The following is a 24039-nucleotide window of genomic DNA, read 5'->3' on the forward strand; positions in this document are numbered from 1 at the left end:
ACAGGGTAAATACCACTCAACTAAAAACGCCGCTCCAACTGCGCTAACGCGCGTTGGTAAAAACACCAGGCACACCAACCAGCCAGTATATTTGCGACTAACACGCCGATGAAGAGGCCTTTGAGACCCGCAAGCTCTGCACCTATCCACAAACAAGGCAGAAAGAAAGCAAACAGCCGCAGTGCCGATATAGCAAGTGCGTTGTAAGGTTTACCAAGCGCATTGGATACTGACACCATCAACATACAAATTCCCAAGGAACCAAGACTGATAGGCACCAGCATAAGATGCCAGGTTAAAATATCCGATACGATTTGTTCGCTGGTCAGCAAACGAGCTAAGGGTGCCGCTGCAAAAAAGGTGGCGATAGCCACTAACAACTGAAAACCGAGTACGAAACGACACGCCAACACTACAACGTAGCGAATATCATCGAGTCGCCCTTCGCCTAACAAACGCCCTATCATGGGCGGCATAGACATGGTCAGCGCCAACACAGCCACAATTGAGAAAAACTCAAAACGCGAACCCAGCGCCCAAGACGCCACGGCAGCCGTACCAAATCCCGCAATCAATTTCGTTGCCAACATGGAAGATACTGGCGGTAACAACTGGCTGACCATCGCAGGTCCCATAATATGGCCAATCGCCGCTAAACTTTTACGAATGTTAAGGTCCTGCCAGTCGAAACTCATCCAGTGCTTATTCGCCACCTGTGGGGCAACAATCAAAAGACCAATACTAAACGCTACTGTAGTTGCCATAGCGGCGCCATTTAAGCCGAGCCCAAATGTAAAAATAAAAATCGGATCTAGCAGCAAATTCAAAAGACTGGTGACCACCATCATGATGCCGGGCAACAAGGTATTCCCGTTGGAACGACAAATGCTGTAGTAAAAATAGATCAAGGCCCCGACCCAAGCACTCAACAACCAGTGAGGCCAATAAGCATCAATAATAGGATAGACAGCATCTGGGGCGCTCAATAACGCCAAAATCGGGTATCGGAAAACCCAAATAAGCCCCCCAAAAAACGCAACCCCTACGCCTCCCATTATGAGGATGAGCCCTCCTAATTGCTTAGCGTAACGAACATTACCGGCCCCTAAAGCTCTTGAAATAATCGACGTTGTGGCAATACCCAAGCCAACTTGTAAACCAATCACAATCATCTGAATGGGCAAGGTAAAACCCTGTGCTGCCAGTGGTAAAACCCCCAACTGACCAATAAAAGCACTGTCTACCAACTGAAAGCTCATTAACGACAAGATGCCAAACAACATAGGCCAAGTCATAGCAAACAGCTGCTTGGCAAGCGGCGCAGAGGAAGAAACCTGAGAGGACATAGACATACTCGTAAGAAAAACAGATCGCCTATTCTATCTCATTTCAAGGTTTTACTGAATTTGTGCCCATAACCCAACATCACCAAAGCGATAAACGAGAAGAGCACGAAACCACTCGCTAAAGGCACGGCAGTAAAATTGTAGAACTGACCAACCGAGGCCGACAGTACAATGGCAATAAGACTCGATAAAGAGGAAATCAATGAGGCGCCCAATCCAGCCATCTTCCCGAGTGGCTCCATCGCCATCGCATTCACATTACCAAATATCATACCTAAGCAAGCAAACATCACCATGCCTAATCCCATAAAAAGCGCAAACGGTGGCACCCCATCAAAAAACAGAGAAACAATAAGTAGCACACAAGAGGTCAATAACAAGACGCTCAGGGCGGAAACAACACAGGGCAACATGCCGACTCGCTGCACTATTTTACCATTTGAAAAACTGATGATGGACGACCCAATTGCCAGCATGGCAAAAAAGAGCGGAAAGCGATTTCCCGTTTGATACACATCCTGAAAAATCGATTGTGCCGTGCTAATGTGCAGTAGCAAGCCCGCAAAAATGCAACCTAACAATACAGTAAATGCCATGACATCCCGACGACCCACAATAATACGCACATCCGCCATTAAACGTTTTCGGTTAAGTGGGATGCGATTTTGTGGCGCCAAGGTTTCGGGTTGGCGAAAGAGCAACCAGCCGCCAGCCATCGCGGCCTGCATAATCAGTAACGCAAAAATCCAATGCCAATTTGCGACTTGAATCACCAGCTGCCCAATCGCAGGAGCAAGCAATGGCACCAACATAAACACCATCATCACAAACGACATAATACGGGCCATGTCAGCGCCCTTATATAGGTCTCGAACCAGTGCACGGGAAGCAATTTTCGGGCCTGCGACACCCAAACCTTGAATCATACGACCCAGTAAAAACACCTCAATAGAAGATGCTAACAAGGCAATAACAGCGCCCAATATATAAATACCGATGCCAATTAAAATGCTTTTTTTACGACCGATCGCATCCGACAAGGGACCAAAAATGATCTCACCAAACACCATCCCCAAAATCATCGCTGACACTATCCACTGCGTCTGCTGATAATCCACAATCGCCAAGGATTCCGCTATAAGTGGAAACGCCGGCAGCATGGCATCCATACTCAGCGCAGTAAGAGACATCATCAAAGCAAACAGTGCAATGAATTCTTTTTCTGGTAACTTTCTTGATTGCATAGGTCTAAATCTTTCAAACTTGATATACAAAACAGCCCATACTAATTAAACAGAACTGTTGTGTCGCCTCTTAATAAAATACATAGCGCGTAACTTGTCGATAAGTGTCTTCGGGCGCAAGTAAGATTGGCGGAAAGTGAGGCTGGTTTATCGCATCTGGCCAATGCTGTGCTTCAAGCGCAAGACCTGAGTAAGCCGATAAAACGCCTTGGTTAATATTTGATTCGACATCTAGTTGGATATGACGACCGTCATAGATCTGTAATCCTGGCTCAGTGGTTTGATAATCAAGAGTTAGCCCAGTAATGGGCGCTTTAAGCGTCGCAACGGTTTGTAATGGACGGCGTCCAAGCGAAAGACAGAAGTTTGTATCAAGCCCGGGGTAATCGTCACGATTAATACGGCGTAACTGATTAAAATCCAAGGTGCTGCCTGCGGTTGGCGTCACTTCGCCTGTTGGAATTAACCCTGCATCGACTGGTAAGTAGTGGTCAGCGTGAATGCGGAGCTGATGATCCAAGATAGAGCCTTTGCCATCAAGATTGACATAACTGTGGCCAGCAAAATTACAAATTGTGAGCTGATCCGTGGTTGCTGTGATTTCCATTTCCAATGTGGTATCGATCAGACGGTAAAATACGTTGATAACCATGTTTCCTGGATAGCCCATTTCTCCGTCAGCTAGAGGCGTTTGCAGCTGAACCATGTCGTTCGTTTGCTCGATGATAGACCAGTTTTTACTGCCTGTGCCTGCAGGGCCGCCATGTAGATGGTGGGCTTCAGGTAAAGTAGGCGGGAGTTGATAGGTTGTCCCATCGATTAAGGCATGCCCTTTATTGGTTCTGTTTGCTACTCGGCCGACAACCGCACCAAAGTATTTTGCTCCTTGAAGATAATCAGTCAGTTTGGGCGAACCTAGAACTAAAGAATGCTCGTAGCCATTTAAATAGACAGATTGAATGCTTGCGCCTAATGTCAAAATAGACACCTTGAGCTGGGCGTTATTTAGCATGATAGATTGAATTTGGTTTAAATCTGGCGCTCTGTTCACAGAAGTATCCTTTCAAATAAACGGGAGCCGAAGCTCCCGAAAGTGTAGATAGATCGCTATTGGATAAATTAGATATTTTCTAACAAGTCGTTAATACGATATTGCGCTGTTTTCAGTGCATCGTCTATTGATTTGTTACCACTAATCGCGGATCCCAACTCTTCACCAAGAATATCTTGGATCGCAAATTAACGAAGAACCAGAACATACCAATCAAATAGAATAAATGTTGTTTTTCATATCTTTTTCGGTATGCCGTCGAGTGAAACAATAAAAGGCAAATAAGCGTATTAGCTGCTGCAGGGCACGCACAAATTTCGTATGATAATTTTACTGTGTATTTATGCCATTCATTCAGAAGGACTTTATGGAATTCACTTGGATTTTATTCGCGTTTGTTTGCGGCTTAGCCGTTAAAACAATCAATCTACCGCCACTCATTGGCTTCTTGCTCGCTGGTTTTTTACTCAATTTTCTGGGCATGGAATCCAATAGCACCTTGGACACACTTGCTAACATCGGCATTACCTTGATGTTGTTTAGTATAGGTTTGAAGCTTCATGTTAAAGACTTACTCAAACCTGAAGTGTGGATAGGTACGCTCAGTCACATGGGCGTGTGGACGCTGATGTTTACGGGCATCGCCTTAGGTTTAGGGGCGTTGAGCTTACCGTATTTTGATGTCCTTGATTTTAAAACCGCGGCACTCTTAAGCTTTGGGTTGAGTTTTTCCAGTACCGTTTGCGTGATGAAACTTCTCGAGGAAAACGGCGAGCTGAGAACTCGTCATGGACAACTTGCGCTCGGCATATTGGTTATGCAAGACATAGTCGCGGTGGTATTTCTGGTCGCTGCAACGGGAGAGATTCCGTCTATCTGGGCGATTGGCTTGTTGGGGCTATTATTCCTGCGCCCCTTGATCAATAAGTTAGTTGATAAAGCGGGACACGGTGAAATGCTCCCTCTAACGGGTGTATTTTTAGCGCTGGGTGGGTATGAATTGTTTTATCTCGTCGGCGTCAAAGGCGACTTAGGTGCACTGGTATTTGGCATTTTGCTCGCGTCCCACCCAAAGGCAACAGAAATGAACAAGTCATTGATGAATTTTAAAGATTTATTTCTGATCGGATTTTTCTTATCCATTGGTTTTGCGGCGCTCCCAACGCTTAACATGATTGGCATGAGCCTGATCATCACCTTAATCATTCTAATAAAATTTGCGCTTTTCTTTGTCTTAATGACAAAAATGAAGCTACGCGGCCGTACCTCTTTTCTGTCTTCTCTCATTCTCTCTAATTACAGTGAGTTTGGCTTAATAGTGGTTGCACTGAGTGTTTCTAATGGTTGGTTAGCGACAGAGTGGTTGGTTATTTTGGCCCTCGCGGTGTCTTTTTCCTTTGTCATTACCAGCATTATCTACCGTAAATCCCATCGTCTGTATCGCCGAAATAAAGAAGTTATCCGCCAGTTTGAAAGCCGACAATGTCTTCCTGAAGATGTTTTCGTACAACCCCAAAATGCCGATGTGCTGATTATCGGGCTGGGGCGCGTGGGCCGAGGAGCATTTGACTCTTTAAAAGGGTTGCTTGGAGATTCCGTCGCAGGAATGGACGCCGATCGAAACCGTATCAAGATCATGCGAGAAGCCAACGAAAACGTCTTTTACGGCGATGGTGAGGACGCGGATATGTGGGAACGTTTTAATACCGATGGTATTCGCCTTGTGATGCTAGCGTTGCCCATTGCAGAGGACAGTACGAATATAGCCATACAGCTGCGTAAGGCTAACTATACTGGCCAAATCGCTGCCATCGCGCGCTACCAAGACGAGCGAGACGTTCTCATCGCATCGGGTATCGACACGGTATTCAACTTCTACACTGAAGCGGGTACGGGCTTTGCGGAAGAAAGTTTGGCGCTGATTCGGACAGCAGAAAATACAGCGGCGACAGCTTAAAATAAGCCATCACTACAAAAAAGCCATGCTAGTCACCTAGCATGGCTTTTTTTTATTTATCTCGTTATGCAGATCTAGCTTCATCTATCTTGGCTTTGACTGCTTCGGCTTTTTCGGTCAGTTCCGAATAGAGTCGGATGTCGCCACCGCGTTGAGCTTGCATGGCTTTTTCGAGTAGTTCGCCATATTCTTTATCGAGTTTTTTAATTGGGTCGGATTTTAGAAAAGAGAACATAAATGAGCCTATTGCTGTGGGTTAATGGTGTTCATACGGACTCTATTCGAGTTTAGATCCTTTTATTCTTGCGAATCACTAAAACAAAAACGCCAACCAGATTGTCTCTGATTGGCGTTTTGATTTTTTAGACATAAAGCGCTATTCGCACTTAAATATCGAGGAAGTCCATGATTCCTTCGGCTGCTTTACGGCCTTCGTCAATGGCCGTGACCACCAAGTCTGAACCGCGCACCATGTCGCCACCAGCAAAGATTTTTTCATTGGTGGTTTGGAACATAAACTTACCCTTGGTTGGGGCAACCACTCGACCACGCGCATCGGTTTCAATGCCAAACTTTTCAAACCAAGGCGCTGGGCTCGCTTGGAAACCGAAGGCGATCAAAACAGCGTCCGCCGGAATGATCTGCTCGCTGCCTTCAACGATTTCTGCCGTACGACGACCATTTTCGTCTGGCTCACCCATTTGGGTTTCCACCACTTTAACGCCTTCCACCTTGCCGTCACCAATGATTTCGACAGGCTGACGATTAAATAGGAAGCGTACGCCCTCTTCTTTGGCGTTTTGCACTTCTTTACGCGAACCCGGCATGTTTTCTTGGTCACGACGGTAAGCACACGTCACGCTTTTTGCGCCTTGACGAATCGCGGTACGGTTACAGTCCATTGCGGTATCACCACCACCCAAGACAACCACTTGCTTGCCTTTTAAGTTAATGTAGTCCGCTTCGTCTTCTTCGAAGTCCAAACAGTGGTTGACGTTAGACACGAGATAATCGAGGGCATCGTAAACGCCTGGCATATCTTCGCCTGGGAAGCCGCCTTTCATGTATTTGTACGTCCCCATACCTAAAAACACGGCATCGTACTCTTCTAACACATGCTCGAACGGCACATCATCACCAACGGAAGTGCCCAACACAAACTCGACGCCCATTTCTTCAAAAATTTCACGACGACGGGTCATGACGCTTTTTTCCAGTTTAAATTCTGGAATACCAAAGGTCAGCAAACCACCGATTTCTGGGTATTTATCAAATACCACAGGCTTAATGCCGTTACGTACCAAGATATCCGCACAAGCTAGACCAGCAGGACCCGCTCCCACAATAGCGACCGTCTTGTTCACAGGCACCACATTCGACATATCTGGGCGCCAGCCTAAAGCAAACGCGGTGTCTGTAATGTATTTTTCAACAGAACCGATTGTCACCGCACCAAAACCACCTTCACCAAGCGTACAAGCACCTTCACAAAGACGATCTTGTGGACACACGCGACCACAGACTTCTGGCAAAGAGTTGGTCTGATGACTTAACTCTGCGGCTTCGATAATGCTGCCTTCACTGACCAATTTTAGCCAGTTTGGAATGTAGTTGTGCACTGGGCACTTCCACTCACAGTAGGGGTTGCCACACTCTAAACAGCGGTGCGATTGATCTTTCGCACTTGTTTCCTCAAAAGGTTTATAAATTTCGACGAATTGTGCCTTACGAGTGATTAAAGGCTTCTTTTTAGGATCTTTACGATCCACTTCGACGAATTGAAATACGTTGTTCAAGCGCTCAGACATAAGCTGCTATCTCCTCGGCTGCCTGTAAACAAGCAGCACTTCTCTCAAATGGGTCAGACTGATTCGTTCTTGGTGCGGATTGCTGATCACCTGTCACACAACCCAGCACCATAACCATGTATTTTATTCCGGACGTTGACGAGTGTTCGCCAAGAGCGCACCTAAACTGGCGGCTTTGGGTTTCACTAGCCAGAACTTGCCAATGTAGTCATAGAAGTTTTCTAAGATCTCATGGCCCCATTCGCTGTCTGTTTCTCGCACGTATTCTTCGATCACAGAGCGAAGGTGTGAACGGTATTCTTCGGTTAACTCGGTACCAATGCGGTGGATTTCCACCAGCTCGTGATTGTATTTATCCACGAAGGTACGATCCAGATCGAGCACGTAAGCGAAACCGCCTGTCATGCCAGCGCCAAAGTTGTAACCTGTGTTACCTAACACGGTGACCATACCGCCGGTCATGTATTCACAACAGTGATCGCCCGCGCCTTCAATAACCGTATGGGTGCCCGAGTTGCGTACAGCAAAACGTTCACCAGCGGTACCCGCCGCAAACAATTTACCGCCAGTGGCACCGTATAAACAGGTGTTACCAATAATGGCAGAATCTTGTGACTTAAAGTGTGAGCCACGTGGTGGACGAATGACCAGCTTACCGCCTGTCATACCTTTACCAACGTAATCGTTCGCATCACCTTCTAGGTACATGTTTAAACCGCCTGCGTTCCATACACCGAAACTTTGACCAGCTGTACCCGTCAGCTTCAAGGTTAATGGCACGTCAGACATACCTTGGTTACCGTAACGCTTCGCGATCTCACCAGACAAACGGGCACCGATAGAGCGATCACAGTTAGTCACCGTAAACTCGAACTCACCGCCTTCTTTCTCTTCGATCACCTCTTTCACTGTCTCCCACATTTTCAGCGCTAATAGGCCTTTATCATGAGGTGGGTTAAGTGGTGTGACACAGTATTGTGGTTTGTCCGCTGGGATCAGGTCGTTGTTTAAAATAGGAGACAGATCCAGGTTGCGTTGTTTATCGGTCTCACCCGGTAACAATGCCAATAGATCTGTACGGCCAATCAAGTCTTGTAGACGAGATACGCCAAGCTTCGCAAGCCACAAGCGCGTGTCTTTCGCCATGAACAAGAAGAAATTCTTGATCATTTCAACGGTACCAATAAAGTGATCGTCCCGCAGACCTTGGTCTTGTGTCGCAACCCCTGTCGCACAGTTATTCAAGTGACAAATGCGCAGGAATTTACAGCCCATGGCCACCATAGGCGTAGTACCAAAACCAAAGCTTTCCGCGCCTAAAATAGCGGCTTTAACCACATCTAGGCCAGTTTTTAGTCCACCGTCTGTTTGCAGACGAATTTTGCCACGAAGATCATTGGAGCGAAGCGCTTGTTGCGCTTCTGCTAAACCCAATTCCCAAGGCGAACCCGCATGACGAATAGAGGTGATTGGTGATGCCGCAGTCCCCCCATCGTAACCAGAGATAGTAATTAAGTCCGCGTAGGCTTTCGCCACACCCGCCGCAACGGTTCCCACACCCGGTTCAGAAACCAGTTTTACTGACACTAACGCCTCTGGGTTGACTTGTTTCAAATCGAAAATCAGCTGAGCTAAATCTTCTATTGAGTAAATGTCGTGGTGAGGTGGTGGTGAAATCAGGGTCACACCAGGAACAGCATAACGCAGACGCGCAATCAAACCGTTCACTTTACCACCAGGTAACTGACCGCCTTCACCGGGTTTTGCCCCTTGTGCGACCTTAATTTGCAACACTTCAGCATTCACCAGATATTCTGGCGTTACACCGAAACGACCAGAGGCAATTTGTTTGATCTTAGAGCGGCGCTCTGTTCCATGACGAGCTGGGTCTTCCCCACCTTCACCAGAGTTAGAACGACAGCCGAGTTCATTCATCGCTTGCGCCAAAGCTTCATGGGCTTCTGGCGACAAGGCACCTAATGACATACCCGCGGAATCAAAACGCGGCAAGATGCTTTCAATGGATTCTACATCGTCCACAGAAATGGCTTTGGCTTTCTCAGACAAGGCAAACAAATCACGCAACATAGACGCTGGACGCGTATTAACCAACTCCGCGTATTTGGTGAAGTCCTCAAACTTACCACTGCCCACTGCCGTTTGCAGATTGCGCACTACGTCTGGGTTAAACGCGTGGTATTCCGCGTTATGAACGTATTTTAAGTAACCGCCATGCTGAATGGGTTTGCGCAATTTCCATGCGTTGCTTGCGATTGTCGCTTGCTCACGTTGAAAATCTTCAAATTTTGCGCCCTTGATACGATTGGCTACCCCTTTGAAACAAAGATCCACAACAGCGTTATCCAAACCAATGGATTCGAACAGCTGCGCACCTCGGTAGGATGCCATAGTCGAAATACCCATCTTAGATAGGATCTTCATCAGGCCTTTATTGATGCCTTTGCGATATTTAGAGTGGCACGCTATGGGGTCACCTAATACTTCGCCTTTATCGATCATGTCGTTGATTAATCGATAAGACAAATAAGGGTAAACCGCTGTCGCACCAAAGCCTAATAGGACAGCAAACTGATGAGGATCACGAGCAAAACCCGTGTCTGCAATGATATTGGAATCACAGCGTAAACCCACATCAGACAAATGGTGATGCACCGCTCCAACGGCCATAGGCGCTGGAATAGGAAGATGGCCTTTCTCAATATCACGGTCAGTTAAGACAACCATGACAGCACCATTTCGCACCACATCTTCTGCACTAACCTGCAAATTTCTGATGGCTTGCTCAAGAGAAACGTCTTCTGGATTATAATTGGTGTTCAAACGCACCAAACGGAAGCGATGATCCTCTAATGCCAGTAAACGGCTGTATTTGCGTGGCGACAATACCGGCGAAGACATGATAATACGATTGGCGTGCTTAGGCGTTTCTTCAAATAAGTTTCGCTCAACCCCGATGCAGGTTTCCAATGACATAACGATAGATTCACGTAATGGATCTATTGGGGGGTTGGTGACCTGAGCAAACTTCTGACGGAAATAGTCTGTCAAAGGACGTGTCTGACTCGACATCACGGCCATGGGCGTATCATCCCCCATGGAACCAACGGCTTCGTGACCACTTTCAGCCAAGGGACGGAAAATCTGCTCGCGCTCTTCAAAAGACACCTGAAACATCTTTTGATACACCAACATCTCGTCCTTGGTAAAAGGAATAAATTCTTGCGTGGATTCTTCCAGCAGCGATTCAACACGAATGGCTTCTTGCTTCAGCCATTTTTTATAAGGATGAAGGGACTTCAGACGGTTATCAATGTCTTGGGTGTGCAGCATTTTACCAGTTTGTGTGTCGATCACCAGCATTTGACCTGGTCCTACACGACCTTTTGCTACGACATCTTGAGGCTTATAATCGTATGTTCCAATTTCAGACGCCAAGGTAATGAAACCATTTTTGGTCACTACCCAACGAGCAGGACGCAAGCCGTTACGATCCAGCATACAGATAGCATGACGACCATCCGTCATAACCAAACCGGCTGGGCCATCCCAAGGCTCCATGTGCATGGAGTTGTATTCGTAAAATGCACGCAACTCCGAGTCCATGTTTTCTACGTTTTGCCATGCTGGTGGAATAATCAAACGCGCCGCACGGAATATGTCCATCCCCCCAGTGACCAAAACTTCTAACATGTTATCCATAGAAGAAGAGTCGGATCCCGTAAGGTTTACCAAAGGCTGTAAATTTTGTAGTTCAGGTATTAAAGGCGAACGCAACTTATTGGCACGCGCCAAGGCCCAGTTACGGTTACCTTCTATGGTATTGATCTCACCGTTGTGTGCCAACATGCGAAATGGCTGAGCAAGTGGCCATTTTGGCAAGGTGTTCGTCGAGAAACGTTGATGAAACACACAAATAGCGGTCTGCAGTTTTTCATTGCCCAAATCTTTGTAAAAAGAGGGCAAATCTACTGGCATCATTAAGCCTTTGTAAGACAATACTCTGTCTGACAAGGAACACACATAGAAATTTTCATAGTGTGCCAAAGCGATTTCTGTCTGACGACGAGCCACAAATAAACGCGTCGCAAACGTACGAGCGTCCATTCGATTGCTGTCAATGAACACTTGCTCAATACGCGGCAAACACTCTTCCGCAATACGGCCAAGGCAAGACGAATCAGTTGGCACTTCTCGCCAACCAACCACATTGAGCGCCTGATCTTGCAATTGCTTGGTCAGTTCGTTGCGCTGTTCTTCTGCTCGCGCTTCATCTTGATCCAAAAACACCATGCCAATGCCGTACAAGTCCGACAAGGTGTGTTGAAATAAATTGATTGCTTCGTTGCGCAAAAACGCATCCGGCTTCTGAATTAAAAGACCACAACCGTCACCCGTTTTTCCATCAGCGGCAATACCACCGCGGTGCGTCATACTTGTCAAAGATTGGATCGCTGTTTTTAATAAATCATGGCTTGGATTGCCTTCCATATGAGCAATTAAACCAAAGCCACAGTTGTCTTTGAACTCGCCAGGACGATAAAGGCCTGCATTCATACACCAACTCCCACAGTTGAAACGTAAAAAATAACTCTTAGATATAAATCGGCTAGTTAGATGGCGGGGGTAAAAAATGTGAGCGGTAAGAAATTCTCTTTAAGAATGACTACCATTTCCCCAATATGCCATCAAAATTGGAAAATCATACTACCCCGACGAAGGGAACTACTCAAATCGACTTAGGCCTAGGTTATGTTATTTTGGCGTTTTTTAGAGGGGGTTTAGCGTCATATAATCAGGACTTAGAGGATTTTCTACGGCTGGGGTTTTTGCAAACAGAAATTTCCACTGTTCATTGAGGTTTTTCAGAGGAATACAGTGATTTTTACCAAATAAAGCAAAAACTCGAATAAAACGGCATAATGCGGCACTTTTACCGCACTAAATCCTGCTTTTACAGCCCGAAGAACCGTTTAATCCACTCAGTATCCAAACTAAATGACAGCCTATTTTGGTTTATTGAGCCTTTTGGATGTCGCCTTGTATACCACGAGCGCTTCTCGCCCAAGGGTTTAAACTACGCAGGTCCTCAGGCAGAGACTCGGCGGCGGCGATGGCTTCACTCCGGTTTCGGTAAATACCATAAACCACGACAAACCAATCTTTGTCATTGTGTTTTGACTTGAAGTAGCCAAATGAGTCCACACTGCCTTGATCCCGAATAAACTCTCGAACGGTATTTTGGTTATGAGTTCCTAACAACTGTAAAGTGTAACGATTCGGGTTTTGCGACAACCACCATTGTGTTTTATCAAATCTATCTGGCGTAACGGCAGGCGTGCTTGGCACTACTGGAGCGGGCGGTGTGGGCGCTACGGGGGCCGCTTGGTTTGATGCAATGGGCGCTTCGGAGCGAATCGGCGCCGAGGGGATCGCTGGGGTGGTCATAGAAGGACGTGGCGCTGCTTGGCTCTCAGACATACTGATCGGAGGTACCGACGTACCTGCAGGAATAGGAGGCAATATAATTTCGCCTTCTTGACCAATTCGGCGCTGCATAGCGTCCATTCGAGCGAGCGTTTCAGCGGAGGATTGCCCCTGTCTGGGCGCCAACGGGATAGCATTGCCGGTTCTGTTGTTTGCAACACTGGTATTAGAAGTACTGGATTGGTCGGAAAACAAAACGGCGACTAGAATCCCCAACATGACCAATGACAACAAAGCCATATGCGCCAGTGGAAACCCCATTGCTAAATTCAAGCGAAATGCCGATTTCTCAGGTTTATTGCCATTGCCCATCATAGTCTGGGCAATTTGATTGATCCGACCGGGATATCCTCCCGATTCTTGATGGATTTGTTTCACCTGTTTGTCATTAAACGGTAAATTGATCCCGCCTCCTACCGCACGGACACGGTGCAACAGGTAAGCACGAGTTTGCTCTAACGAGTAAGGCGCAAGCGTAAAGGAATGACTTAATTGCTCATAACGAGAACGCTGATAAGCATCTAAATTGCGAGAAAGTGAATACTCACTAAACAAAACTACATGAGGAACCGTTTGGCTTTCTGTTGCCAAAGACATCATGTCAAGCAGCATACTGACCGCGTCTGTGTTTAGCTCCTGAGCATTATCAATAAGCACTAAGGTCGACTGCCCTTTCTGATCCAGATCGTGAGAAAGTTTCAGCAAAGGACCAAATGTGGTTTCATTGGGTGGTTGTGTAAAATGACCAGCAAACCCCACATAAATGGCTTGTAGCAGCTGTCCTGCGGTCATCAACATAGTGGCTTTAACGTGACTCACCACTGTGGTGTCATCTTGATGCCGAGCAAATTCCATTAAAAAGCGGCTTTTCCCACTGCCCTGTGGCCCTTGTACAACAGACAATAAACTGCTGTAGCGACTCAAATGCTCCAGTAAGGCCAGCTGCTGATTACCTTCTTCACTGGCGAAATAAGCAGAACCGTCTTTCGAGCCGAAAGGATCCCTCAGCGTCGCCTTTGGGGGCTGATTGAGCGCATCCTCAAGATCAAACTGGAAGTCTGGCTTAGACATATGAGTCCTTCAACAGTAAATCACCAACAATAAATAACCCAAAATCACTCACAAACAATCAGTAAATAGACAGTCAATCTGGACGCTGGTTAAGCGTTGACGGCTTGCTTACTGGCTTCTATAGCATCTTCAAGACAAGCGTTGAAGGCGTCTATAGGGAAATCTGACGTCACCACAGCCGTGCCTAACTCAGCAAGTAATACCAAACGTAGGTTGCCATCTAACACTTTTTTATCCAGCGCCATACGCTCAATAAACTGATCTGGCGTCATAGTACTCGGTGGCAAGGTGGGCAGATTGGCCGCTTGAAATAATGCCACAGATCGACTCACATCTTGTTCCGTTAGGCTGCCCATACGCCAAGAAAGATCAACGGCTAACACGCTGCCGGCAGCGACCGCTTCACCATGCAACCAGTTACCGTAACCCATTTCGGTTTCAATGGCGTGACCGAAAGTGTGACCTAGGTTCAAAATAGCACGAAGACCACCCTCTCTCTCATCCTGCGCGACCACATTCGCTTTTGCTAAACAGGAACGATAAATGGCATCACTGATTTTGTCATTGTCCAACGCCATTAGCTGAGGCATGACTTGCTCCAGCCAATCAAAAAATGGCGTGTCGCAAATCAGGCCATACTTAATCACTTCCGCCATGCCCGCAGATAACTCTCGCTGAGGCAGCGTTGATAAGGTTTCAGTATCTATGATCACCGCTTGCGGCTGGTAAAACGCGCCAATCATGTTCTTTCCAAGCGGGTGATTCACTCCAGTTTTGCCGCCCACTGACGAATCCACTTGAGACAACAAGGTTGTCGGCACTTGAATAAACGGCACACCTCGCTGATAGGTCGCAGCAGCAAAGCCCGCCATGTCTCCTACCACGCCTCCCCCTAAAGCAATTACCGTCGTAGTGCGGTTATGCTTGGCTTCTAGCAAAGCCGACATAATAATCCCATAGGTGTCTAGTGTTTTATAGACTTCACCATCTGGCAAAATACAGGTATCAACGTGGTAATCTTCAGACAGCATAGACACCATAGACGCCAAATACAAAGGGGCGATGGTATCATTGGTCACTATCATGACCTGCTTGCCAGAAATAGCCTCATCGAAAAGGGCTTTTTGATGACGAAGGCCTTGGCCGATATAAATAGGGTAACTGCGATCACCCAGATCAACGGTTAACGTTTGCATCAGGATACAATAATCTCCGTATTAAGATGGCGCTTGATCGCCGCCAATACTTTGTTGGCGACCGACCTTGGATGACGCGCATCGGTTTCAATAACCAAAGTCGCCACCTCTTTGTATAAAGGGTCACGTACTTCAAACAGTTTTTTTAGGGTCGCTCGTGGATCACCCGTTTGCAAAAGAGGACGGTGGGTACTTTTTGAAGTCCGATACAGTTGCTGAGCGACCGAGGCGTATAAGTACACCACTAACGCATTTTCATGCAGAATATCTCGATTTTCTTCGCGCATAACGATACCGCCACCCGTCGCCAATACACAGTCTTGGGTTTTTGACTGAACTATGTCGGCTAGTGCTTGAGTTTCACGGCGACGAAAACCGTCCTCACCTTCTTTTTCAAAGATCCAAGAAATGTCGGCACCGGCGTTATCTTCTATCACTTTATCTAAGTCATAGAATTCTTTGCCCATTGACTGGGAGATCAAGCGACCTATCGTCGTTTTTCCCGCGCCCATGGGCCCTACTAAAATAATATTGGGGACTTTTGTCATTGTATTCAATTACATCGGAATTAAGCAGATTTAGACCGTGGCCTAGTTATCTGACATTTGTAGCAGCTTTGGTGTAATAAATACAAGCAATTCAACCTTTTCTTGCTGTTCAGTACGCCTTTTAAACAGAGCACCCACCCAGGGAATGTCACTGAAAAACGGCACACGACTTTCATACTCAAAACGCTCTTCGCGAAAAATCCCGCCTAACACCAGTGTTTCTTGGTTTTTCACCACAACCTGCGTGTTTAGACGATTTGTTTTTAAGCTAGGTACGCCATTGACGAGATCACCAACAGAATCTTGGTGAATATTGAGCGACAATAAAATGTGGTTGCCTTCTTTTACAAGGGGGGTCACCTCTAAAACCAAAGCGGCTTGACGAAACTCGACGCTCACCTTGTCGTCGTTGACAGTCTGATACGGCACTTCTGTTCCTGATTCAATGCGGGCAGCTTGACCTTCGGAAGTGACGATCTTTGGCTTCGAAATCACATTAGCAAGCCCCTCACTCTCCATCATATCTAGGGTAAACCCCAATAGCCCCGACCCACCCACACCAGATAGCCCCAAACTGGCTGAGGGTGCCAAGGCGCCTAAGTCCACCGCACCGCCGATAGACGAACGAATACCGTCTGATAATTTGGCTTGCCAGTTTACCCCAAACTGGGATTGGGCCGTCCGACTCACTTGGGCGATCTGCGCACTAATTTCTATTTGCCTAAGGGGGGAGTCAAGCCAGACTAAGGTTTCTTCAATGTCAAAGAAGGAATCGCAGCGATTCGCAACAATAGAATTGGTCCTATTATCGACAATGAAAGACAAAGCGGGGTACAAAGCCTGCAAATGCGCACCCACCGTTTCCGCCTTAGCGTGTTTTAGTACCCAATAAGCCCTAGGGCAATGATCAACAGCGTCTTCATTTTTTGCGACTAAAGACGGTGTGTCAGGCAGCAACACTGCGACTTTACCCTGCCATTCAAGTTTTACATTAGGATGTTGAGCCACCGCTTCCATAACGCCTTTCCAACTGGCGTCTTTAATAGAAAGCGTTAAAACCGTATCTATTTCTGGGCTGATAATAACACTTTCATTCATTTTCGACGCCAGCCAAGGCAGTACTTCTTGCAGTGAGCGTGACTCAAAATACACATCCATCGCTGGCAACGCACGAGAGAACAAGAGCGTTCCGAGCAATCCAAGCAACAATAACACTTTCCTTTTTTTAGTCACCTTGCCCCCCTGTAGTGGCTGTCACTATCGTTTGCGGCACCCCATCTATTGCTACCAAGGTAATGGACTGCAAGCTCACAGACTGAACGGTGACACCCGCTTCTGGCAACCAGATTCCTGCTGTGACCCATTGGGGATTATTCTGATAAGAAATCAACGCCGAGGCATGCGCGTCATTTCGCATGGTCGATAGAATCTGCCAATCATTAGGATGAAAGCGGTCTGTTCGTAATCTGACAGGCAACCAGTTTTGATAAGTTCGATTGTTAACAGGTTGAGCCATGCTCATCTCTAATCGCCCGTACCATTGACCATTTGTCTGCCTTTTCCACACCGCCGAGCGCAAGGTGAGAGCAGACTTTTCTTCAACGGTTTCCTGAAAATGTTGCCACTCCAAAATTGAGGCCGTGCCCTCAACTTGCCATTGCGTTGGCAAACCCTTCAATGTGGCAATGACCTTGTGTTGCACCCAAGGCATATCGCTGAACACAAGCTGCTTTATGCGTTGAGCTTGATGCTGCGTCTGCTGCCAAGCTGTATCTATTTGGCTTTCTATCAATGAGTGAGTATTCACATCGCTCAGCGATCTTGATAAAACGGGGTACCAAACCGCTACTTGCAACCCAAGCAACAAACACACAAGGGAGGCTTTTATATCAGACGACAAAAAAACGTTATTTTTGATGTATTTTGATAAAGGCATCGACCACCTCCTTTTGATAACTGAGAGAAGTGGCTTGATGTGGCTGTTGATCAAGTTCCCAGTGCCAGTCCGGATAACGCCTACGCCACTGGGTCAATAATCTATCCAACTCTTGCTGAGGTAGCGTCATGTGCAAATGGGTTGACGGTGTTTCTGCTATAAAGTGACCAATCCGAACGGAATCAGGTAAACCTTGTACCAAAGACAGTGTTGAATGGACAAAGTCATCGGAACTCAACACCGACAACCATTCTTGCTGAGCAGCGCGTTTCTCCTGATAGCGCGACACCATCTCGCTTACCTTCCCCTCGAGGTGCGCGTAGTACAAAAACGCAGTACTGTGTATAAGCAAGCTCAACCCAATCAAACCGATCCAAAGTCGTCGGGCGTGTTTACGTTGCTCTGCTTCGGGTTGATACACCGACAGTGAGTACTGCGAGCACCGTGACCAAGACAGTCCATTTTGCGCAACTTGGTTACAACGACTCCATGGCACCAACAAACATGCTTGAGTCCGTCGCTTAAACGGTGCTAATAACCGCTCAACCCACTCAGACGAGCAGGCAAAAACCGTTAACACGGCGGCACCTTGATCAACCTCTTGATACTGATAACAATAAAACAGCGAATCTGGTGCAGAGAAAGTGGTTTCTGTTGCGAAACTAAGGGCGGCTAAAGGTCTAAGGGCTGGCGATATGCGATCTTCAATTCTATGCTCAGAGACAGACAACCACGCATCGGGCACTACGACAATGCAACGACCTGCTTTTTTCAGCGTATCGACTGACAGGGTTTGCTGAATAGAAGCGAGCTTAGTGGCATCAGGGAGCGCATTGTCTGAAACGCTAGGCTGGAACAATCGAGTGTAATTGGCGGGGTCAACGAGCGTACAACACTCAGCAGAATAGATCGCTAGCTTAAAGCGAGATGAGAGCTTCATATTTCATCCTTGAAATGACAAGCAAGTGTGTATTTTTTGTGTGATAACTTTATTTGATTTTTAAACAATAACACGATTTGATGCAAATTTAACCGACTATTGACGGTTTATCTTCGGTATAATCATTCTTTTTTACCCAGCACTTACTTAGGTTAATATGGCTAAGACACTCAAAATACTTCTTCTTCTCGGCGCTCTTGGCGCACTAAGTGCGGTTGGCATTGTTTACGCTGTGTATTACAACGTGAAAGACAATATCCCCTCCGTTGCCGAACTAAAAGATATTGAGTTGCGCATTCCCCTTCGTATCTACACCTCTGACAATAAGCTAATTGGTGAATTTGGTGAGCAGCGCCGTACGCCTATTCAGTTTGAGGATATCCCTGAAAACTTGGCTAATGCCATCTTGGCGGCTGAAGACAGTAATTTTTACTATCACCCAGGTGTTGATATTATCGGCTTAGGTCGAGCCGCCTTTCAGCTAGTGACGACCGGAGAAAAGCAAGGTGGCGGCAGCACTATTACCATGCAGGTGGCACGTAACTACTTTTTATCCTTCGAGCAAACTTACACACGCAAATTTACTGAGATTTTTATTGCGTTAAAAATGGAGCGCGAATTAAGCAAAGAAGAAATTCTTGAGCTCTATGTGAATAAAATCTACTTGGGTAATCGCGCCTACGGATTTGAAGCCGCCGCACAAGTTTATTATGGCAAGTCACTTGATCAACTCGACCTTGCGCAGCTTGCTATGATTGCGGGGTTGCCTAAGGCCCCTTCTCGCTTTAATCCAGTTGTGAATCCTTCCAGATCTCTTATCCGACGCAACTGGATACTCCAGCGCATGTTGTCGCTGGGCATGATAGATAAAGACGCCTATCAAACCGCGGTAGAATCTCCTATTACGGCAAAAAATCACGGCGTGAGGCCGGACATTGAGGCAAACTATATCGCCGAAATGGTCCGTTTAGAACTGTATGATACCTTCGGCGATGATCTTTACAATAACGGCATGACGGTATACACCACAATCCTTTCAGAACGTCAAAAAGCCGCTAATGATGCCATTTATCAAGGCGTACTCGATTATGATATGCGTCACGGCTACCGTGGTTCTATTGAAACTCGAATCGATTTAATCGACGCCCCACTCGATGAACAAACTCAAGCCCTGCAAGATATTCCACGGTTCCGCGACTGGCAAACAGCCTTGATACTGTCTGTGGAAGAAACGACGGCTGACGCTCGCTTAGCAAATGGAGAACGCACAACTCTACCATGGGATTCCATAAAGTGGGCAAAAGCCTATATTAATGAAGACACTTGGGGCCCTGCTCCAAGTAAGGTAGCTGATGTATTAGTGCCCGGCGACATAGTTCGTCTTCGCCCCGACAGCGACGTTGAATGGTTGTTAGCGCAAAAACCTACCGTACAAAGCGCATTAATTTCGTTGAACAGCAAAGATGGCGCTATCGAAGCCTTGGTGGGTGGATTTGATTTCTTTGTGAATAAATTCAACCGGATAACCCAGTCAAAGCGCCAGCCAGGATCTAACTTCAAACCCTTCGTTTATGCTAATGCTTTGGATAAAGGTTACACCGCCGCCAGCATTATTAACGATGCTCCGGTGGTATTTAATGATAGTAATTTGGCGTCTGCGTGGCGGCCAACAAACGATGGCGGTAAGTTTTATGGCCCTACTCGCCTACGTCAAGCACTCTACCGCTCACAAAATGTGGTATCCGTTCGACTGCTTGATGAACTGGGCATACAATCTACTTTAGAGTTTTTAAAGCGATTTGGATTCGATCCAAATGAATTACCACACAACCTTTCCTTATCTTTAGGCAGTGCGAACTTATCGCCGTTACAAATAGCGACAGGCTACGCGGTTTTTTCTAATGGAGGCTATCAAGTGCAGCCTTACCTAATTAGCAGTGTTATCGATCGACACGGGGAAAGTATCTTCGAAGCCACTCCCGTTACCGTCTGTTCTACCTGCACTCCGCTGGAAAAAACCACCGACAACGAACTTCAAATGGGTTTATTTGAAACGACACAAGGTATTATGAGCCTTCCTATGGCGCCACAGGTATTAGACCCAGAAGTAAACTTTATCGTTTACGATATGTTACGCGATGTTATCCAATATGGTACCGGACGACGCGCCCGCGTACTCCAACGAGATGATATAGCAGGTAAAACAGGCACCACCAATGAAGGGCGTGACGCCTGGTTTTCAGGTTTCAATGGAGACATTGTCACATCAGTCTGGAGTGGCTTTGATAATTCAACACCGCTTGGGCGTGGCGAATGGGGTGGTTCAGTTTCATTACCGTCATGGATAGACTACATGCGCAGCGCCTTAAAAGACTCACCACCTGCGTACGTACACAAACCGTCTTCGTTAGTAACCGTTCGTATTGATCCCAATACGGGGGAACGAGCTTTACCAGGACAAACTGATGCGATTTTTGAAATTTTTAGACAAGAATATGTACCACCCCAACGCAACCTCCCTCTCCCCATTTTAAATAATGGGGTAGGCAGCGATTCACAAGAAAGCCCTCAACAGAACAACATTCTAGAAAATCTATTTTAGCCAAGGTGTTTTTGACCACAGCATTTTTGAACGCTGTATTTTTAGGCTGAAAGAAGCAAAAAAAAGCGATGCTCTGTTAAGAGCATCGCTTTTTTATACTAAAAAATCGCTTAGGCACCAAAGTGCTCAAGGTTTTCAAGCGGGTAGAAATCTGGGTATGGAAGCATTGCTACGCCAGAGTCCACTGCGGCTTGAGCCACAGCGGCAGAAACAACGTTCAGCAAACGAGAATCCATCGGCTTTGGCAAGATGTATTCTTTGCCAAAACTTAATGGTGCACCGCCGTACGCTTCAACCACATCCGCTGGCGCTTCTTCTTTGGCCAAATTCTTCAGTGCATGCACTGCAGCCACTTTCATTTCCTCATTGATCTTAGTCGCACGCACATCGAGCGCACCACGGAAAATGAAAGGGAAGCCAAGTACGTTGTTTACTTGGTTAGGGTAGTCAGAACGGCCTGTTGCCATGATCAAATCATCACGCGTGGCGCGAGCCAACGCTGGGTCAATCTCTGGGTCTGGGTTAGAACAAGCAAAAACAACAGGGTTAGCCGCCATTTTTGATAGCTGCTCAGCCGTCAATAAATCTGGACCTGATACACCGATAAATACATCAGCACCATCGATCGCGTCATCAAGCGTACGCTTATCTGTATCAATCGCAAACATGGCTTTAAACTGATTCAAGTCATCACGACCTGAGTGGATCACGCCCTTACGATCCAATACAAAAATATTGTCACGTTGCGCACCACAAGCAATGATCAGCTTCATACACGCTGTTGCAGCGGCACCCGCACCAAGACACACAATCTTCGCATCAGCAATGTCTTTACCTTGAAGCTCAAGCGCATTCAACAGACCCGCTGCGGTAACGATCGCTGTACCGTGTTGGTCATCGTGGAACACAGGGATAGAACAACGCTCAATCAGCTGACGTTCAATCTCAAAACACTCAGGCGCCTTGATGTCTTCAAGGTTAATACCGCCATAGGTATTGGCAATACGAGCCACTGTATCGATAAAGGCTTGTGGACTTTCAGATTCTACTTCTACGTCAACCGAGTTAATGCCAGCAAAACGCTTAAACAATAGCCCCTTACCTTCCATAACTGGCTTACTGGCCAAAGGACCTAAGTTACCTAAACCTAAAATAGCCGAACCATCAGAGATCACAGCAACCAAGTTACCTTTACCAGTGTAGCGGTAGGCATTTTCAGGGTCTTTCGCAATTTCACGGCAAGGCTCTGCTACACCAGGACTGTACGCTAATGCAAGGTCACGTGCTGTGGCTGTTGGCTTGTTAATGGTAATGCTTAATTTTCCTGGAACTGGGAATTCATGATAATCCAGTGCAGCTTGCTTTATATCTTCGGCCATTATGATGTTTCCGTCTCTTATGGTGTAGTTAATTAATATTATCGTAGACAACTGGCGTTTTACTCATGGGCTTTTTCAAAACCAATGCGGTAACGCCTTATAATTTTAGATTGTCAGAATAGTCGATCTCGGCACCACTTTAAAGCACAAACCCATAGGTAATTTCTATATTACCAAAAAGCCGTTAACGACTTAGGGTCTCGTAAATCATTAGGGTGCCTTACGGTGAGAACCCAAGATTTAAAAGCGGAGTGTCGACTGTTTCTTTGATGCTGCCAGCCCCTTACCTCCACGACTTTACCTTCGAGGTAAAACACTTTTTGTGCAGGCCAATAATCAAGGACATTAGGTGGCAGATTAATAACAAGATCCTGGTCGGTCTCTAACCACCAACCCCCTCGGTTCTTTGTTACAGATGTGATGGTAACACGAGAAAATGCAAAGCCAGCTTTTGGCTGCCACTGCAAATTTTGCTGCCATAATCCCTTTTTAGCAACTCGGGCCGCATTTTCTGCCGCCTCAAAACACGCTTGATAATCTAAGTTGGGAGGGACCGCGATGCGATAACCAAGCCCTCTGGATAGTAGCTGACTCGCCACTGAAATACGATCTTTATCGAAGAGATAGTACAAATAACGACCGTATCGGTCGCGATCACTTTTCGCCGGCTCAATATAAACAAACGACCCAAGATGCGAGCGAACAAACTGCGTCGCCTCAACCGCAAAAGGCTCATGATTGCCTTTTTTGTGATCCAGTTCTGGGGTATCGATACCAACCAAACGTACTTTTCGACCGTCACTTAGATGGATGGTATCGCCATCCACTACTCGTTCGATTCGAGCCTTTTCAAGTGCGCCTGTTGCCAGACACAGCTCATCGGCATCGGCCGCTACCGACAAAAACAAAAAAAGCGCCAAGTAAACTGGGCGCTTTTTTAATGCCATCACTATCATCCCACCAATTACTTAGTAGTACGACGTGCTCCGAAACGCTTGTTAAAGCGATCAACACGACCACCAGTGTCCAACATTTTTTGCTGGCCTGTGTAGAATGGGTGACAGTTGCTACATACGTCGATGTGCATGTCTTTGCCCGCTGTGGAGTTAAGGCTCATCGTGTTACCACACGTACAAGTTGCTGTAAGTGCAGAGTAATTTGGGTGGATATCTTTTTTCATTGTCGTTACCTTAAGGTTTGATGTGCCGCCACTTGGTCGAAATATATGGGCTATTGCCGCGCCAAGCACCGCACGGTTTCTTGTACAAAAAACGTTGTACAGACATTATACAGTGGTGCTAAGAGTCGCGTATTTTAGGCATCTATTACGCAATCAGCAACCTTTTTATTGTGCTTTTCCTGCTAAAATTGCGGCTCGCAACCAGCAACCGGTCTGACGTACACTTAACGCTAGATTGATTACGATTCTTTTTGCTTATTAAACAAAGGTCTACCT

At 46.6% G+C, this 24039-nt stretch carries 17 protein-coding genes; 2 read left to right on the top strand and 15 right to left on the bottom strand.

Annotated elements, in window-relative coordinates; genetic code table 11:
• Nucleotides 1-20 precede the first annotated feature (20 nt).
• The 3 genes from EBI00_RS10415 to EBI00_RS10425 form a co-directional block, all read right to left on the bottom strand.
• The gene (locus EBI00_RS10415) at nt 21-1346 is read right to left on the bottom strand and encodes an MATE family efflux transporter (RefSeq protein ID WP_123095860.1); all 1326 of its coding nucleotides are present in this window, start codon (nt 1344-1346) and stop codon (nt 21-23) included.
• 38 nt (nt 1347-1384) lie between these two features.
• Nucleotides 1385-2590: a multidrug effflux MFS transporter gene (locus EBI00_RS10420; protein ID WP_123095861.1), complete on the bottom strand. Its 1206-nt coding sequence runs from the start codon at nt 2588-2590 to the stop codon at nt 1385-1387.
• Nucleotides 2591-2660: 70 nt separating this feature from the next.
• Nucleotides 2661-3641, bottom strand: coding sequence for an aldose epimerase family protein (locus EBI00_RS10425; protein WP_123095862.1), 981 nt, complete (start codon nt 3639-3641; stop codon nt 2661-2663).
• Nucleotides 3642-4008: 367 nt separating this feature from the next.
• Between EBI00_RS10425 and EBI00_RS10435 the strand changes: the two genes are divergently transcribed.
• On the top strand, nt 4009-5598 hold the full coding sequence (locus EBI00_RS10435; protein ID WP_123095863.1) for a cation:proton antiporter family protein: 1590 nt from the start codon (nt 4009-4011) through the stop codon (nt 5596-5598).
• 64 nt (nt 5599-5662) lie between these two features.
• Here the strand turns inward: EBI00_RS10435 and EBI00_RS10440 are convergent, their stop codons facing one another.
• The 9 genes from EBI00_RS10440 to EBI00_RS10480 form a co-directional block, all read right to left on the bottom strand.
• Nucleotides 5663-5833, bottom strand: a complete 171-nt coding sequence (locus tag EBI00_RS10440) for a DUF6435 family protein (protein ID WP_012071773.1) — start codon at nt 5831-5833, stop codon at nt 5663-5665.
• A 151-nt stretch (nt 5834-5984) separates the two neighbouring features.
• Nucleotides 5985-7406: an FAD-dependent oxidoreductase gene (locus EBI00_RS10445; protein WP_123095864.1), complete on the bottom strand. Its 1422-nt coding sequence runs from the start codon at nt 7404-7406 to the stop codon at nt 5985-5987.
• A gap of 123 nt (nt 7407-7529) precedes the next feature.
• Complete coding sequence (gene gltB / locus EBI00_RS10450) at nt 7530-11981, bottom strand: glutamate synthase large subunit (protein ID WP_123095865.1); 4452 nt, start codon at nt 11979-11981, stop codon at nt 7530-7532.
• 459 nt (nt 11982-12440) lie between these two features.
• On the bottom strand, nt 12441-13982 hold the full coding sequence (locus EBI00_RS10455; protein ID WP_123095866.1) for an SPOR domain-containing protein: 1542 nt from the start codon (nt 13980-13982) through the stop codon (nt 12441-12443).
• An 89-nt stretch (nt 13983-14071) separates the two neighbouring features.
• Complete coding sequence (gene aroB / locus EBI00_RS10460) at nt 14072-15178, bottom strand: 3-dehydroquinate synthase (RefSeq protein ID WP_123095867.1); 1107 nt, start codon at nt 15176-15178, stop codon at nt 14072-14074.
• The gene (locus EBI00_RS10465; protein WP_123095868.1) at nt 15178-15726 is read right to left on the bottom strand and encodes a shikimate kinase; all 549 of its coding nucleotides are present in this window, start codon (nt 15724-15726) and stop codon (nt 15178-15180) included. Before EBI00_RS10465 ends, aroB begins: the two co-directional genes overlap by 1 nt.
• 42 nt (nt 15727-15768) lie before the next feature.
• The gene (locus EBI00_RS10470; RefSeq protein WP_241557010.1) at nt 15769-16959 is read right to left on the bottom strand and encodes a type IV pilus secretin PilQ; all 1191 of its coding nucleotides are present in this window, start codon (nt 16957-16959) and stop codon (nt 15769-15771) included.
• A complete protein-coding gene (locus tag EBI00_RS10475; RefSeq protein ID WP_123095869.1) occupies nt 16952-17662 on the bottom strand; it encodes a hypothetical protein in 711 nt (236 codons plus the stop codon). Before EBI00_RS10475 ends, EBI00_RS10470 begins: the two co-directional genes overlap by 8 nt.
• A complete protein-coding gene (locus EBI00_RS10480; protein WP_123095870.1) occupies nt 17634-18602 on the bottom strand; it encodes a hypothetical protein in 969 nt (322 codons plus the stop codon). The genes EBI00_RS10475 and EBI00_RS10480 overlap by 29 nt, the downstream gene beginning before the upstream one ends.
• A 157-nt stretch (nt 18603-18759) precedes the next feature.
• On the opposite strand from EBI00_RS10480, the gene EBI00_RS10485 reads away from it, so the two are divergent.
• Nucleotides 18760-21204 carry a penicillin-binding protein 1A gene (locus tag EBI00_RS10485; protein WP_123095871.1) on the top strand — a complete coding sequence of 815 codons (2445 nt, stop codon included), beginning with the start codon at nt 18760-18762 and terminating at the stop codon, nt 21202-21204.
• Between the two features lie 110 nt (nt 21205-21314).
• Here the strand turns inward: EBI00_RS10485 and EBI00_RS10490 are convergent, their stop codons facing one another.
• The 3 genes from EBI00_RS10490 to rpmE form a co-directional block, all read right to left on the bottom strand.
• Nucleotides 21315-22583: a malic enzyme-like NAD(P)-binding protein gene (locus EBI00_RS10490; RefSeq protein ID WP_123095872.1), complete on the bottom strand. Its 1269-nt coding sequence runs from the start codon at nt 22581-22583 to the stop codon at nt 21315-21317.
• Between the two features lie 170 nt (nt 22584-22753).
• Entirely contained in the window at nt 22754-23530 is a 777-nt protein-coding gene (locus EBI00_RS10495; RefSeq protein ID WP_241557011.1) for a thermonuclease family protein, read from the bottom strand.
• A gap of 17 nt (nt 23531-23547) precedes the next feature.
• Complete coding sequence (gene rpmE, locus EBI00_RS10500; protein ID WP_123095874.1) at nt 23548-23763, bottom strand: 50S ribosomal protein L31; 216 nt, start codon at nt 23761-23763, stop codon at nt 23548-23550.
• Nucleotides 23764-24039 lie beyond the last annotated feature (276 nt).

This window comes from Marinomonas hwangdonensis (assembly GCF_003721245.1).
Classification (GTDB): Bacteria; Pseudomonadota; Gammaproteobacteria; order Pseudomonadales; family Marinomonadaceae; genus Marinomonas; species Marinomonas hwangdonensis.